This is a genomic window from bacterium (assembly GCA_035528375.1).
GTDB lineage: Bacteria > RBG-13-66-14 > RBG-13-66-14 > RBG-13-66-14 > RBG-13-66-14 > RBG-13-66-14.
This window is the reverse complement of record DATKYS010000039.1, coordinates 1-15758: the sequence shown is the minus strand read 5'-3', so window position 1 is coordinate 15758 and position 15758 is coordinate 1. Positions and strand designations below refer to the sequence as shown.

At 63.1% G+C, this 15758-nt stretch carries 8 protein-coding genes, 3 tRNA genes and 2 rRNA genes; 7 read left to right on the top strand and 6 right to left on the bottom strand.

Annotated elements, in window-relative coordinates; genetic code table 11:
- Positions 1–13: 13 nt before the first annotated feature.
- On the top strand, positions 14–1609 hold the full coding sequence (locus tag VM054_02990; GenBank protein HUT98020.1) for a capsule assembly Wzi family protein: 1596 nt from the start codon (positions 14–16) through the stop codon (positions 1607–1609).
- A gap of 355 nt (positions 1610–1964) precedes the next feature.
- On the opposite strand, the gene VM054_02985 is transcribed toward VM054_02990, so the two are convergent.
- The gene (locus VM054_02985; GenBank protein HUT98019.1) at positions 1965–2735 is read right to left on the bottom strand and encodes a hypothetical protein; all 771 of its coding nucleotides are present in this window, start codon (positions 2733–2735) and stop codon (positions 1965–1967) included.
- Between the two features lie 182 nt (positions 2736–2917).
- On the opposite strand from VM054_02985, the gene VM054_02980 reads away from it, so the two are divergent.
- A tRNA-Gly gene (locus VM054_02980) sits at positions 2918–2992 on the top strand.
- Between the two features lie 539 nt (positions 2993–3531).
- Here VM054_02980 and VM054_02975 read toward each other — a convergent pair.
- From VM054_02975 to pilM, 5 genes are all read right to left on the bottom strand, one after another.
- Positions 3532–4761 (bottom strand): T9SS type A sorting domain-containing protein, encoded by a 1230-nt coding sequence (locus tag VM054_02975; protein ID HUT98018.1) that lies wholly within the window; start codon positions 4759–4761, stop codon positions 3532–3534.
- Complete coding sequence (locus VM054_02970) at positions 4758–5948, bottom strand: hypothetical protein (GenBank protein ID HUT98017.1); 1191 nt, start codon at positions 5946–5948, stop codon at positions 4758–4760. The genes VM054_02975 and VM054_02970 overlap by 4 nt, the downstream gene beginning before the upstream one ends.
- A gap of 253 nt (positions 5949–6201) precedes the next feature.
- The gene (gene pilO / locus VM054_02965; GenBank protein ID HUT98016.1) at positions 6202–7137 is read right to left on the bottom strand and encodes a type 4a pilus biogenesis protein PilO; all 936 of its coding nucleotides are present in this window, start codon (positions 7135–7137) and stop codon (positions 6202–6204) included.
- A 296-nt stretch (positions 7138–7433) separates the two neighbouring features.
- Positions 7434–8096 carry a PilN domain-containing protein gene (locus tag VM054_02960; protein ID HUT98015.1) on the bottom strand — a complete coding sequence of 221 codons (663 nt, stop codon included), beginning with the start codon at positions 8094–8096 and terminating at the stop codon, positions 7434–7436.
- A gap of 4 nt (positions 8097–8100) precedes the next feature.
- Positions 8101–9153 (bottom strand): type IV pilus assembly protein PilM, encoded by a 1053-nt coding sequence (gene pilM / locus VM054_02955; protein HUT98014.1) that lies wholly within the window; start codon positions 9151–9153, stop codon positions 8101–8103.
- 405 nt (positions 9154–9558) lie between these two features.
- Here pilM and VM054_02950 point away from each other — a divergent pair.
- From VM054_02950 to rrf, 5 genes are all read left to right on the top strand, one after another.
- Positions 9559–9636 (top strand) — tRNA-Ile (locus tag VM054_02950).
- 94 nt (positions 9637–9730) lie between these two features.
- Positions 9731–10969, top strand: a complete 1239-nt coding sequence (locus VM054_02945) for a hypothetical protein (GenBank protein HUT98013.1) — start codon at positions 9731–9733, stop codon at positions 10967–10969.
- Between the two features lie 397 nt (positions 10970–11366).
- Positions 11367–11442 (top strand) — tRNA-Ala (locus VM054_02940).
- A 963-nt stretch (positions 11443–12405) separates the two neighbouring features.
- A 23S ribosomal RNA gene (locus VM054_02935) occupies positions 12406–15401 on the top strand.
- Positions 15402–15580: 179 nt separating this feature from the next.
- Positions 15581–15697 (top strand): 5S ribosomal RNA (rrf, locus tag VM054_02930).
- Positions 15698–15758 lie beyond the last annotated feature (61 nt).

Genomic DNA, 15758 nt, shown 5'->3' with positions numbered 1-15758 from the left:
AGGGCGGGCCCTGATGCGCGGATTGGCGCTGGTGCTTTTCTTTCCCTTGGTCGCCGCGGCTACGCTGCCGGCGGCCACGGTGCCCCTGGACCACTGGGTCTACGGGGTGGCCGATCAGCTAATCGAACGCGGGCTCTGGCCGGGGGACCACGTCTCGGAGCGCCCGTGGGACCGGGCCTATTTCGCGGCCTGCGCGGGGAAGCTGACCGAGGACCTCGAGCGGGGGAACGTCTGGCTGCCCGTCTCGACCCGGGGCCTCCTGGAGCGGCTGGTGGAGGAGTTCGAGCCCGAAGTGGCGCTGTGGCGCCGGGTGCGCGGACCGGCCGACGCGCTCGACCGGGAGCGCCTGCGGGACGATGTCTCGTTAGAGGCTGGTGCCCGGGTGGTGGGCGACACCGGCTACCATTCCGTCGAGTTGACCGTCCCCGGGGGGGCGGTTCTCCCGGAAAGCTTCACCGCGCCGGATTCCGGCGCCCGGTACCGCGCCCGCGGGTATCTCCTCCTGGGAGCGGGGTACGGCGACGAGGTGGCGCTCTACGCCCGGGGCGAGGTGGACACCGACGGCCTCGACGACCCCGACTGGCGCGGCATGGAGTGGAAGGGCGGCCTCTCCGTCCAGTTCGATCTCGGCTACCTGCGATGGACCCCGACGGAGTGGTTCAGCCTGTCGGCGGGCCGCGAGCCGCTGCAGTGGGGTTACAGCCTGGGCGGCTCCACCCTTTTGTCGGGAAAAGGCCCGGCCCTGGACGGCTTCCGCTACGCCTTCGATTTCTGGAACCTCAGGTTCAGCTACTTCCACGCCGGCATGGACTCACTCGTCCAGGGCGGGGTGAGCTACAACCGCTACCTGGTGGGCCACCGCCTGAGCTGGCAGATAGTCCCCGAGGTGGAGGTGGGGCTGGGCGAGGCCACGGTTTATGGCGGAGAGGGCCGGTCTTTCAGCCTGGCGTACCTGAACCCCCTCACGCTGCACTACCTCGAGCAGTTCTCCGAATCGGTCGAAAACGACAACCCCTTCTGGCTCATGGACTTCGACGCCCGGCCAATCGTCGGCGTCCGGCTCTGGGGCCAGTTCATGGTGGACGACTTCCAGTACGAGAACGATAAGGAGCCGCCGGAGATTGCGTTCCTGGCCGGCGCGAGCTGGGCCGACCCCCTCGGCCTCGTCGGATTCTCTCTCGGCGTGGAGTACGTGCGCGTCTGGAACTGGGTGTACAACGTCGTCCCCCCCTACGACCGGCTCCTCTTCCTGGGCCGGCCCCTGGGATTCCCCCGGGGCAACGACACCGACCGGTGGTCGGTCCTGGCCGCCTACAGCTTCGGGCCCGACTTTTCGCTGGACATCTCCGCGACCCTGGACCGGCACGGCGAGGGGCGCATCGAGGACGACTGGGCCGCCAGGGGCTTCACCGAGGAGACCTTCCCCTCCGGTGTCGTTGAGTCGTCACAGGATTACCGGCTCGACTTCGCCTGGCACCCGTCGCGGAACCTCGCCACGACCTTCACCGTCGGGTATCGGGACGCGGACGACCTGGACAACGTGGAGGGCGCGGTCATGAACGATTTCTATGTCGGCGTCCGGGCGGATTACCTCTTCGAGCTGCGTTAGCCAGCGTAGCACGCTGGACCGCTGTTCCGCGGGGAAAGGTTCCGTAATTCAAGAGAATGCGCCGCGAGCGGGCCTCGGTGAACGATTAACACGCGTCACACAGCACCGGGCGGCAACGCCGGACGTAGGGGCCGACCGACGGCGCGCCGTTCAGGTCGGCCCGCGGGCGGGAGAAAAGACCCGCCCCTACGTCATCGCAGCTTGGGGGTGAGGGCTACCGTTTAAAAAAGCGGCGGGGATAGGAATCCCCGCCCTACGGCAATTGAAAGTTGCAGGGCAGCAACTCCGTAGGCCGCCCGTTGCTCCAATAAAAAAAAGGGCGCCCCGAGGGACGCCCTTCGTCGTTACGGGTGAACTATTCGGGGACGGGTACGTTGGTGTCCGTGAGCGTCCAGTGGTTGGTCGGCACCATTTGTTCGTACTGTTCAGTGTACTCCTGGATGGCGACATAGCCGAACTCCGGCACGAAGTAGTAATCCTTCTGGTAGGCGTAGTGGTGCCATTGATCCTCGTCCACGCCGTCCAGCTCGAAGATGATGTCGCCGGTAATCTCGATCACATAGGCGGTGAGCGTCTCGCCGTTGTAATCGAACTCGTCCGTGTCCACCACATCGGCCGTCAGATCGAAGCCCAGCTCATCGGCCACGGTGTCGCTGATGCCGAAGATCTCGGGATAGTTGAAGCCGGTGATGGACCAGGAATCCCAGTTATCGCCCACATCCAGGCCGTCCGATTTCCAGTTCAGCAGCATCCAGGGATCGTCGTCCCAGAAGTAGATCAATTCACGAGAGCCGTCCTCGTAAATCTCGACGCCCTCGTAGATCAGGCTGTCCTCTTCGTTGTCCTCATAGGTGACATCAATATAGGTGTCGTCCGCATCTGCCGCATCTTGAATCCGTACCCGCTGCTGGCCGTTGGCCAGGATGTAATCGGGATCATCAATGCAGGTCCAGGTCTCCGTCCGCGCATCGTCTCCGGTGACCTCGTAGGTCCAGTAGTTGTCCTTGTCGTTGGGGTAGAAGGCCTGGGTGTCCACCTGATCGCCGTCGCCGTCGCCAGTGGTGGTGGTGCAGCCTCCGAGAATCAGGGCCAGGCCCGCCATCAACACTAAAAGAAACTGACGCATCTTTCCTCCTTCTCGCTTGTGAATGGCAAGGGGTTTAAACCCCTTGTCTCCGCTTTGGTAATAACCACTTCCGCGCTCAAAACGACAATTGAATGAGTATAGCACGTTCCGGGTGCTTTTCCAACACGCGCCCCGAACCTTGACACCCGCCCACCTCTGTGATAGATTCCCTTTCTGCCGACGCGGGAATAGCTCAGTGGTAGAGCATCGCCTTGCCAAGGCGAGGGTCGCGAGTTCAAGTCTCGTTTCCCGCTCCACGGGCCCGAAGGGGCCCGCTTTTTTGTGTCCTGAAAAAGAGAGCTAAAGCAGTTCCGGCGCCTCTTAATCGTTTTGGCTCCCCGGCCCGAAGGGGCCCGCTTTTTTGGGTGGAGATATCCGGCTTCGTAAGCCATCTTTCGTCGGCTGTCCGATTTGTACAAAGCGAGCCTCTGGGGGCCCGCTTTTTACGCATCAAGAATGAGAGCACGAAAAGTAGGGGCCGACATGCGGTCGGCCCGCGGGCGGGCCTGAAGGCCCGCCCCTACGTCACCGCAAATCGTGGTGAGACTTGCAGCGGTCCCCTCCCCCCCTTGGGGGGAGGGTTAGGGAGGGTGGTGCAGCGGTTTCCCTCTCCCAGTGGGAGGCCTGCGAGGCACGGGATTAAGGGTGAGGGCTGCCTTATTCCCCCTCCCCCCTCTGGGGGGCGGCGCGCCGACGGGCCGGGGAGGGGGGTGAAAGCGGCGGGGATAGGATTTGCTTCGCATAGCTCGCTTCGCTCGGTTCCCCGCCCTACGTTCAATGGCCGATGGTTATTTATTTACCGCGCAATCACCAGCCGCCGGACCGCCGCGCCACCCTCGGTCGCGGCCTGGATGAGGTACACCCCCGGGGGCAGGCCGCCGGCCCAGAGGTTCAACTCGTTCCGTCCCGCGGCCATGTACCCGTCGTAAACCGTGTCCACCCGCCGGCCGGAGAGGTCGTAGAGCGCCACCTCGACGTCCCCCGGTTCGGCGAGCTCCACCTCGAACGAGGCGGAGTCCCGCGTCGGGCAGGGCCAGGGGGCGGAGAGGGTCATCCGCGGCGGGATCGAGGGCTCCGGCAAACCGCCGCCGAATATCTTTTCCCATTTCGTCCGCGCCGCGGTTAGGTTCTCCACTATCTCCTGATAATCCCACCCCGCCACCAAGACCACAGCGTAGTCCTGGGTCTCGCCGGGAGCCAGGTCGTAGAGCTGGAAGCCCAACAGGAACCGCCAGTCATAGAAGAACTCCGGCAGCTCCTGGAACCGCCCCACCTGGGACAGCATGGTGTAAAACAACTCATCCGGTCTCCAATCGAAGTCGTCCCTCTGTGACCAGCCGTGGTAGCTGCCCGTGGGGTCGTCCCCCATCGTCGCCGCGCCGAAGTAGGGGAGGCTGAAATCGCTAAGCCCGTCGTACATGTACGCGAACTGGTGGGCTGAATCATAGCGGGTGAATTCGATGTAATCGCCGCCGCGTATGTCGATGTCCATGTAAAGCCCGGCCGCGGTGTCCTCCAGATACCCACCCTCCGCGTTGTACACGGTCCAGAGGATGAAGATGAAGTCCTCGTCGGGCTCGCCGGCAAAGCCGAAGCTGTGCTGCCGCAGCCTCACGCCGAGGGGGACGGTGCAGTCCGCGTCCGTCATGTACGTCAGGATGTTCTCGTCGCCGTATTGCGGCGGCGGGTCTCCCCAGGGGACCTCGGTCGGCCAGTTCCAGTCGAAGTAGAACTGCGTCTCAAGTTCCCACGTTTCAGGGTAGTCAAAATAATTCGACGAGATGAAGTTGTCCACCACGCCGAAGCCGAAGTGGCCGACGTACAGAAGCTCCGGGCCGTCCGCCCCCGGCCACCGGGCGTCGTCAATCACGTTGTCCACGAAGTCTATGTAAAGCTCGTTGATCTCGTGGCCCTCCGCGTCCTGGGTCTCCGGGGCGGTCGGCGCTTCGGGCTGGATTGCCCCGAATTGCTGGAACGCGGCCGCGGACAGGGTTATCGCGATTAAAAGGACGGCCGACTTTCTCAACGTGCCCCACCCCCCTTGACCGCCACCAGCGGCGGTATTTGACTGACCGGGAACCCCACCGGCCTGTAGGCCGTCATGTATCTGCCAACGTCATCACCCTCGGCCATCGCGACGGTGAAGTCGTCGGACACGGCGGCGTACATTTCAGTATCGCCGTATTCAAAAGGCACCCGCTTGATCTGCCTGCCGGCGGCGTCGATTACCATGAACTCCCCCGAGTACCCCGAAAAGAGGTACACGAAGCCGTCCGGCGCCACCGCCGCGTCCGCCGGATAGACGAAATCCGGCGGCAGCTCCTCCGCCGAGATGCGCCAGACGAGCTCCCCGGAGACCGCGTCGAAGGCCAGCAGCGACTCCCCGCCCTGGTCCACCACGTAGAGCGTCCCACCGGGGCTCACGTCCAGGCCGAAGGGGTCGCCCATGCCAGGGCCCTCGTGGCCGCGCTCACCGATGGAGCGCAGGTAGTTCCCCTCGGTGTCCAGGACGTCAATCACGTAGTCGTCGCGGTTGATGGTGAAGAGCTCGCCGTCGTGGTAAGCCAGTTCCTTCCGGCTCGGTCCCTCGAAGGTGAACGCCTCGACCAGTTCCAGGTCCGTCGTCCAAACACGGATGATATTCAGCCCGTTGTACTCGAAGGTGTACACCAAGTCGCCCACCACCGCCGGATACCCCCAGTTGGCGATATCCGAGAGCCTCTCGACCTCGCCGTCGGTGCTCAGCCGGCACAGGCGGTTGTAATCATCGAAGGCTTTGTGGGTGCAGAAAAAAACACTGTCGCCCTCCGTCGGGAGGTAATTAAAGGCGTCCGAGAGGAACCACACCTCCTCGAAGTCGTAGTAGGGCGTGGCCCAGGCGGTGCCCGAGGGGTTGGACTCGGCGTCGCCGTTGAGCGCCGTGACGCGGTACTCGTAACTGGTGCCGTTGACCGCGGTCGGATCGGTGTACAGCGTTAGGTTGCCGCTGATCTCGACAATTTGGTCGAAGACCCCGCCCTCCGGCGAGCGGTACACGCGATAACTCTCAGGCTCGCCCGTGGACGGCTCCCGCCAGGCGAGGTCCACCCGGGAGTCGAGGCCGCTCACGGCGACGAGGTTCCCCGGCACGTTCGGGGTCGGCTGCGGCCCGGTGGTCGTGCAGGCCAGAGCCAGCGCGAGGGCGGCGGACAAGAGTAAAACCCGTCCGCGCATAACTTGATCTCCTTTCGATTTAACGAATACGTATCGAAATACAAGCACCCATTAGAATAATAGAACCTCGAAAAGTTAAAGTCAAAATACTACCCGAATATTTTAGGCCTGCCGAGTGGTTCACACCGCGACGGTCGGGCGGCGCGCTTCCACCGCATCGGAACCGCCCCCGTCTCGCTCCGGGCGCGCCCGCCGTGAAGCAAAAAAACGCCGATTAAATCGGCGTGGCTCTCGGGGGATGCCGTCGGGAATATCAGTAGACGGGTATCGGCGTCTGGGTGACCTTGAGCGTTCGCCGGCCGTAGCCCGGCGCGCTGATGACCAGCTCCTCGGGTGTTATCCCGACCACCTTACCGCCCGCGATGGGGTCGCCGACCTTCAGGGAGAAGCCGAATCCGGCGGCGTCCTCCACCAGCGCCGCGGGCACCCCGTCCACGGTCATCATTCCGCGGTAGTAGAGGTTGGCCAGGTTGGCCATCTCCGCCGTGGGCTGAGAACCGGGCTGGGGGCCGGGGATGAGGAAGGGGTCGCGCTTGCCCCGTGGGTCGTAGGTGTGGGGCTCGATGACCTCGACCACGCCCCCCGTGGTGACCTCGGTGATGACGGGCGCCGCCGCCCCATCGGCCAGGGGGCTCGAAAATACGGACAGCACCACGCTCCCGCGCAGCGTCCGCCCCTCGACGGGCGAGGCCACCCCCACCAGGGTCAGCTCGCCCAGGCTCACCTGGGGCAGGTTGCGGGCCAGGTTGGCCACGAACCTCCCGAATTCGTGGAAGCCGGTGAGGTAGGCCACCTCGTAGGTGCGGATGGTGAGGTTGTTCTCGGTGCGCGGCTCGGCCTTGACCTCGAAGGCGTCGAAGGGGGAGTCTATGCCGGCGCTCTGGGCGGCCTGGGTCACGCGGCGGATGAGCTCCGCCTCGTTGAGGCTGGGCGGCAGGCTGCGGCGCAGGTCGTCAATCTGCCCCTCGTTGGCCTCGATCTCGGCCGCCAGCTCCCCGGCCCGGGCGGAATCGGCCAGCGCGGTCTGGAGCTCGGTGCGGAGGCGGGCGTTGCCTTCCCGGGCCTCGTCCGCCTCCCGGTACGCCCCCAGCACACCGTAGTGGAAGATGAGGTAGGCCGCGAGGGCGGCGATGAGGTACACCAGCACCGCCTTCTGCACCACCGGGTCCTTGAATCTGCGCTTGCCCAACTAATCCCTCGCGCAACAGGAGTTATAACGTTTAAATTTCTCGGAACCAGTCATGTTGGCGAGTGCCTATAAATGCCTTGCGTGCGGTTGAATCACGCTTCCTTAAGATCATGCTCGGGACAACGGGGAGGCGGGAAGCATTTAGCCCCGCAGATTTCACAGAACTCCCTGAAGGGCCTTCTATCAATGTAGCAATCGCCGCATTTATTTGGGCAGTTGCCGTTTAATAGCTTTCAACCACAAGCCCTGCAATAATTTCCTCTGTATGACATTTCATTGACTCCTTATATCCGAACTCAGTCCAGCTTGGCGCTGAACTCGAACTGGAGCACTTTCATCCCGCCCAGGTCCACGCTCTTGGCGCCCAACGGCTTCACCCCCGAGAGGTGGGGGCTGTTGAGGAGCTCATCGAGGACGGTAGCCACGGAGTGGTCGCTGTAGGTGTTGCCGCGGATGTCCACCGAGCCGCCGCGCTCGCGCACCTCGGTCAGCCAGACCTCCCGCTTGGGGACGGCGGCGTTCACGGCGTTCAAGAGGCCGATGTAGCGCTCCACCGCCCCGCCGGGCTCGGCCAGGCGCTTTAGGGCCATAACGTTGGCCGAGGTCTCGGCCCGGCGTTGCTCGAGGGCCGCCAGGTCGGGCGCGACCCCCTTGGCGTCCGCTATCTCCGTCTCCAGGCGGCCGCGCGCATCCCGCTCGTCCGCGAGCACGCCGCCGGCGAGGAAGCTCCAGACGACCATCCCCACGATGAGCACCCCGGCGACGATGAGGGAGATGAAGAAGGCGTTGAGGCCGGTCCGGCGGACGGGGTAGTACTCCTCGCGCCGCGTCTCCAGCTCGTCGAACCCCAAGCCCATGGAGGGGGCGAGAGGCTCGGGAGCGGCGGTCGGAGCCGTCTCTGACCCGGCGGCGGGCGCCGGAATCACGCGACGGTTGACCAACAGATTGATGCGGATCATCGCGTCACCGGTCGAGCTCGGGGTCGTCGCCCCGGATGGCCAGCCCGATTCCCACGGCGAGGTGCGGGGCCAGGGTAGCCAGGTCCTCGCGGTCCATCCCCGATTCGCCAAGGTCTATCCGGGCCAGGGGGTCGAGGAGGCGCACGGGGATGGCCAGCGCGTCCTCGAAGGACCCCTTTATCCGCGGCAGGACGCTGGAGCCGCCGGAGAGGACCACGGCGTCCGGCACCAGCTCGGGATGCGTGCCGACGAAGTGGGTCAGCGTCCGGCTGATTTCGTCCACCAGCTCCAGGGTGGTCTCGCCCACGACGGCGTCCACGGCGGCCGCGTCGGCGTCGGGCAGCTCACCCCGCTTGGCCCTCTCGGCGTCGGCCACGGATAGGGAAAGCTCCCGCGCCAGCGCCTCGGTGTAGTTGTAGCCGCCGAAGGAGATGTCCCGGGTGAAGCGCGGCGACCCCGCCGACAGGACGTTCACGTTGGTCATGGACGCCCCCACGTTCACCAGCGCCACCGTCCCCCGGGAGGCCTCCGGCTCGGCCAGCTCGAAGCAGTTCCCCAGCGCGAAGGAGTCCACGTCAATCGCCAGCGCCTCCAGTCCCGCCAGGCGCAGGATCATCAGATGCCCCTCCAGCCGCTCCCGTTTGGCCGCCACCAGAAGCACCTCGGTGAAGTCCCCGCCGGTGGAAATCACGTGGTAGTCCAGGTTCAAGTCGTCCAGGGACGGCAGGTACTGCTCCGCCACCCAGGAGACCGACTGGGCCAGTTCGTCGGGGTCGGCGGTGGGGATGCGGATGGGCTTTACGATGACCGCCCGGCCGGAGATGCCGGAGATGACGCGCCGCTCGTCGAGACCGAGCTGGGTGAAGAGCGCCTCGATGGAATCCGCCACGGCCCCCGAGTCCATCACCTCGCCGTCCACGATGGAGCCTTCGGGCAGCGGCGACAGCGCCACGTGCCGGAGGGCCCAGTGGTCGGGGCGCCGCGAAAGCGCCACCAGCTTGACGTAGCTCGAACCGATGTCCAGACCCAGTGACAGGTTGGCGTAGGGCTCCGGCAAGGGGCGGCTCCCGCGGGGAAGGGCGGGTCTGTCAAGACGTTAAAAGCATACCACACCGCCCGCAGTGCGGCAAGGGTTGGGCGAAACGGGACTTTGGCCTGGAAGAAATAAATACCTTCGCTTCCCCCTCGTGGGGGGAGGATGTAGGGCGGTACCGTGGGATGTACCCCCTGCGGGCCGCCGTATCCACCCCGCCCCTCACCCCGGCCCGCAGGCCGGCTTCTTCCTGGAGGAAAGAGGGGAGCCGCCTTTCGTCAATGACGGTCCGGTGATGGGCGCCACGGTTGACTCGCCGGGGTGTTTTTCGTAATCTTCCCCTCTGACGGCGCTGATTCACCGGCGGGTCGCGGGCCTTGCCAATGTAACGGGTCTTTGATAAGATTTCCCTGCCCTCTGAAGAAAAGCGGGCCTATAGCTCAGTCCGGTTAGAGCGCACGCCTGATAAGCGTGAGGTCACTGGTTCGATCCCAGTTAGGCCCACCATTACCGCACCCTCGAGGGACGGAGCGCTGCCGTCCCCTGGAGTGATCCGCTTTTTTCGAGCCCAGGACCGGACCCAACCGACCGGGAGGACGCGGTGGACGACGAATACAAGAAAAACCCGCCCTACACTGCCCTCATCGTCATCTCCATCATCCTGACGCTGGGGTTCATCGTCCTGGCCGTCTTCGGCGGCGGGCCCATCGTCTTCTTCGTCGGGCTTCTCTTCGCCATCCTCGCCTTCATCTTCTGGGGCAAGATGCCCCGCCGCGAGGAGCCCGCGAAATCCACCGCCGGTCTGCGGACCGCGGGCGCCATCGCGGCCCTCATCGTCGGCCTGGCCGCCATCGCCGACGGCTTCCTCGCCTTCGTCGGCCTGGGCCTGGCGCTGGACATCGGCGTCTTCGCCTTCACGCTTTTGGTGGCCTGGTTCCTCATCCCGGGCCTGCGGGGTAGGGTTCCGCGCCTCCTGTCCCTGGTCGTCGGCATCCTTCTGGCCCTGGGCACCCTCATGGGCCTGCTCGGGTATCTCATGCCGGAGAGCTTCATCTACGTGGCGCTCTTCTTCGCCGGGTGCGCCGTCATCGCCGTAGCGGCCAACCTGGTTTACAGCCTGATGGGCAAGAGCGAGACGGCGGCGACCATCGGCGGTTGGCTCATGGCCGTCGTCATGACCGGCATCTTCGTCGCCATCTTCATCGGCGGCGGGATCGTCCAACTGGCGGTCAACCTCGAGGTGGAACAGAAGCTCGAGCCGAAGATCGTCTCCGTCGAGGGCGGGGCGGCCGCGGAAACGACGACCGTGGACCTGAAGAGCTTCGGCAGCGACGAGGTGGTGCTGCGGCCCGGAGACACCGACGCCGCGGTGGACGACGCCGCGGGGATCGAGGTAGGGTACGACGTGCTCATCGGCTCCGTCACCGATTCACAGGGCAACGTGTACCCCAGCCCCCACGCCGAGCGGGTGACGGTGACCGCCGTGGACCCCGCGACCAAGACCTTCTCCTGGGACCCCAAACAGCCGCTGGTGAACTACCACCTGACCGGGGAGTACGTCATCAAGTCGCGCACGAACATCTTCGGCATCATCGGCATCATCATCACCCTGTTGGTCCTCTTCTCCGGCAAGGTGCGCCTCCCGGAGATAATCCGCAACGCCTTCGGCTGGTTCCTGGGCTTCGCGTTCCTCGCGGCCTTCGTCTACCTGGCGGTCATCCTGATCCTCGAGGGGAGCCAGTACTCCATCATCCTGGGCATCGGCGCCCTGTTCGCGCCGGGCATCGCGATTTTCGCCTGGCTGCGCGACCGGACGGCCGCCAGGAAGCTCAACCTCTGACGCCGACCGGCGGGCCGCCGTGCGCCTGAATGTAGGGCGGGGGCTCCCTACCCCGCGGTCTGCGATGACGTACGGCGGCCCCGTAGGACAAGTCCTCTGCGGGCCGCCGTTTCACCCTCACCCCGTTAATTGCGATGCCGTAGGGCGGGGAACCGAGCGAAGCGAGCTATGCGAAGCAAATCCTTTCCCCGCCGCTTCTATCAAAGGCAGCCCTCTCCCTGGCCCGTCGGCGCGCCACCCCCACCGGGAAAGGGAAACCGCTTTATCCCTTACCCCGGCCCATACCACGCTGCGATGACGTAGGGGCGGGTCTCTCGGCCCGCCCGCAGGTGACGCCGGTTCCGTGGTGAGCCGCGTTGACACCCTCCCGCCGATGACCTATACTCTCGCCCGCCGAGGGGATGTAGCTCAGTTGGGAGAGCGGCTGCCTTGCACGCAGCAGGCCGGCGGTTCGAATCCGCTCATCTCCACCAAGGCTTCGCCTTTTGTTCCGCGACGGGGATTTGTTAAACGGACTACGGTTCGTGCCGCGAGCGGGCCGTTTTCTCATTCCCCTCATCTCCACCAGCGGTAGTACCGCCTCCTGTTCCGCGACGGGGATTTGTTAAACGGACTACAGTTCGTGCCGCGAGCGAGCGGTTTTTAATTCCCGCAAACACGCCGAGGACCGCCACGTGTCTCCCTCTCCCCGTGGGAGAGGGACAAAGGGTGAGGGCTGCCATATAAAACTCCTGTTCCGCGACGGGGATTTGTTAAACGGACTACGGTTCGTGCCGCGAGCGGGCGGTTTCTTTAAATATACTCATCTCCACTCTGCGGTAATACCCCACCCTGGTTTCCTAGCGATTTGCGATGAGGTAGGGGCGGACCTTTAGGTCCGCCCGCGGGCCGACCGCATGTCGGCCCCTGCAACGGACGGCTGTTTGACGTAGGGGCGGGTGTCCACACCCGCCCGTTGAATTAACCCCCCTCGTTTCCGCGGTCCGAACGCCCGTTTTTCCGCCCCGGTGCCCCGGAGAAAAAACGCCCTCCCACCCTTGACAACCTTTTTTTATTCGACTAATATACCTCTCGCCGCCGGGGGACCGGAAAAGTAAGAAAGCGGTCATCCCGAGCAAGCGGCGGAAGGATCCGGTGGTTCATGCGAGTACGGGCTAAACCGAGGTCGGAAAACCGGGAGGTTGAAGACTGAGGATTGGCCTGTACCGTGAGCCGTGATCCGACCGCCCGAGAAATCGGGCGTTCTCCATGAAAAGGGGCGGCTGAGGGGGACCGGTTACCCCCCTGGGCGAACCCTGATCGTGGAATGAAGGGCCGCGAGCCCCGCTCTTTGACAGATTTGAGACGCAGGTAACCGAACACGAAGGATGCCCGCCGGGAAGGCCGGGGAGCCGCTTTATGCGGACCTCCGCGGTCCGAACGGCAACAAGCTTGATGGTCAAGCGATTAAGGGCACACGGTGGATGCCTTGGCGCTGGGAGGCGATGAAGGACGCAGTCGACAGCGAAATGCCCCGGGTAGCCGTTAAACAGGCTTTGATCCGGGGGTGTCCGAATGGGGCAACCCGACGCGGGTTATGCCGCGTCATCCCCTTGCTGAACACATAGGCTTGGGGAGGCCAACCGGGGGAACTGAAACATCTTAGTACCCCGAGGAAGAGAAACCAACCGGGATTCCCCTAGTAGTGGCGAGCGAAAGGGGAACAGCCTAAACCGTTGCTGTGTATAAGGTTCCGGCCGTTGCAGCGGCGGTGTTGCGGGACGTCCTTGCCGAACCGGAAATAGGCTAGGAGTTACAAAACCGACGGTTAGCCGAACCTTTTGGAAAGCTGGGCCATAGCGGGTGATAGCCCCGTAGGCGAAAACCGAACGGTCTCCGATGGACGCACCCAAGTAGCGCCGGACACGTGAAACCCGGTGTGAATCTGGGAGGACCACCTTCCAAGGCTAAATACTACCCAGCGACCGATAGTGAACCAGTACCGTGAGGGAAAGGTGAAAAGAACCCCGGGAGGGGAGTGAAATAGTACCTGAAACCGTGTGCCTACAAGGTGTGGGAGCGGCCTTGTGCCGTGACCGCGTGCCTTTTGTAGAATGAGCCGGTGAGTTTCCGTCGGGAGCAAGGTTAAGGCCGACAGGCCGTAGCCGTAGCGAAAGCGAGTCTTAAAAGGGCGACATTAGTTTCCGGCGGTAGACGCGAAACCTGGTGACCTAGCCATGGGCAGGTTGAAACGACTGTAAAAGGTTGTGGAGGACCGAACCCACAAGAGTTGAAGATCTTGGGGATGACCTGTGGCTAGCGGTGAAAAGCCAATCGAACCAGGAGATAGCTCGTTCTCCCCGAAATAGCTTTAGGGCTAGCCTCGCGTGATAAGTTGCGGTTGTAGAGCACTGATTGAGCTAGGGGGCTTACCAGCTTACCAAACCCATTCAAACTCCGAATGCCGCCACTCGTATCGCGGGAGTCAGACTGCGGGGGCTAAGCTCCGTAGTCAAGAGGGAAACAGCCCAGACCGACAGCTAAGGTCCCCAAATCCGTGCTAAGTGGGAAACGATGTGGGATTACCCAGACAGCCAGGAGGTTGGCTTAGAAGCAGCCATTCCTTCAAAGAGTGCGTAACAGCTCACTGGTCAAGTGATCCTGCGCGGAAAATGTAACGGGGCTCAAGCACGGTACCGAAGCTTCGGATCCGTAAGGATGGTAGGGGAGCATTCCGTCTTAGGTCGAAGGCGGGCCGCGAGGTCCGCTGGACGAAACGGAAGTGAGTATGCCGGCATGAGTAGCGATAAAAAGGGTGAGAAACCCTTTCGCCGTAAGCCTAAGGGTTCCTGGGGAAGGTTAATCCGCCCAGGGTTAGTCGGCCCCTAAGGCGAGGCCGAAAGGCGTAGCCGATGGGTAGCAGGTCAAATATTCCTGCACCAGCAACGTGCGCTCGAGCGATGAGGTGACGCAGGAGGGTAGGCCGGCCACCGGACGGAAGTGGTGGTTTAAACCTGTAGGGGGAGGGCTTTGGAAAATCCGGGTTCTCTATACCCCGAGAGGTGATGACGATGGGGGAAACCCCTTTAAGCGGCTGATCCCACGCTGCCAGGAAAAACCTCTAGCGAGCACGTTACTGACCGTACCGTAAACCGACACAGGTAGGCGAGGAGAGCATCCTAAGGCGCTCGAGAGAACTCTGGTCAAGGAACTCGGCCAATTGACCCCGTAACTTCGGGAGAAGGGGTGCTTCTGACTGTGACGGGACTAGCTCCCCGAGCGGCTGGAAGTCTCAGAAAATCGGCCCAGGCGACTGTTTACTAAAAACACAGGTCTCTGCTAAGGCGCAAGCCTACGTATAGGGACTGACGCCTGCCCGGTGCCGGAAGGTTAAGAGGAGGGGTTAGCCGGAGATTTCTTCGGCGAAGCTCTGAATTGAAGCCCCGGTAAACGGCGGCCGTAACTATAACGGTCCTAAGGTAGCGAAATTCCTTGTCGGGTAAGTTCCGACCCGCACGAATGGCGCAACGACTTGGGCGCTGTCTCGACCAGAGACTCGGCGAAATTGTATTACCGGTGAAGATGCCGGTTACCCGCGACTGGACAGAAAGACCCCGTGGAGCTTTACTGCAGCTTGATGTTGGGTTCTGGTGCTTCTTGTGTAGGATAGGTGGGAGGCGATGAAGCGCGGGCGCCAGCCCGCGTGGAGCCATCCTTGAAATACCACCCTGGATGTATCGGCATTCTAACCTTGACCCGTAAGCCGGGTTGGGAACAGCGTCTGGTGGGCAGTTTGTCTGGGGCGGATACCTCCCAAAATGTAACGGAGGTGCCCTAAGGTCGCCTCAGCGCGTATGGAAATCGCGTGACGAGTGTAAAGGCAAAAGGCGGCTTAACTGCGAGAGAGACATCTCAAGCAGATGCGAAAGCAGGGCTTAGTGATCTTGTGGTCCCGAGTGGAAGGGCCATGACTTATCGGACAAAAGTTACCCCGGGGATAACAGGCTTATAGCGCCCGAGCGTCCACAGCGACGGCGCTGTTTGGCACCTCGATGTCGGCTCGCCGTATCCTGGGGCTGTAGGAGGTCCCAAGGGTTGGGCTGTTCGCCCATTAAAACGGCACGCGAGCTGGGTTTAGAACGTCGTGAGACAGTTCGGTCCCTATCCGTCGTGGGTGTTGGAAGCTTGAGGAGAGCTGCCCCTAGTACGAGAGGATTGGGGTGGACGAACCTCTAGTGTACCGGTTGTCGCGCCAGCGGCATCGCCGGGTAGCTATGTTCGGATCGGATAAGCGCTGAAAGCATCTAAGCGCCAAGCCAACTCCAAAACTAGGCTTCCCGGGGACTCGATCCCCCTAAAGGCGCCTCGCAGACTACGAGGTTGATAGGACGCTGGTGTAAGTACCGTGAGGTATTCAGCCTAGCGTTACTAATCCGCCGTGAGGCTTGACCATCTTTTAACCGGCCGGGGGTCTTCGACGGAAGATCCCCGGTACGGAGCAATCCTTTAAACCTTCGTCAGCGAGGTTGCCCGCGTCTCAAATCTCTCAAAGGGTGGGCCAGATAAGGGGGCCGGTTTATCGGTATCCCCGTATCCCCTGGCGCCGCCCGGCGAAATTACGCGACTTGGTCCTTTGGTGGCAATGGCGGAGGGGAAACACCCGTTCCCATCCCGAACACGGAAGTAAAGCCCTCTCGCGCCGATGGTACTGCCGGGGCGACCCGGTGGGAGAGTAGGTCACTGCCAAGGGGCCATAATACGGAGGGCCTGGCTTAATTGCCGGCCCTCTTTTTTCATGCTCCCTCTCCCT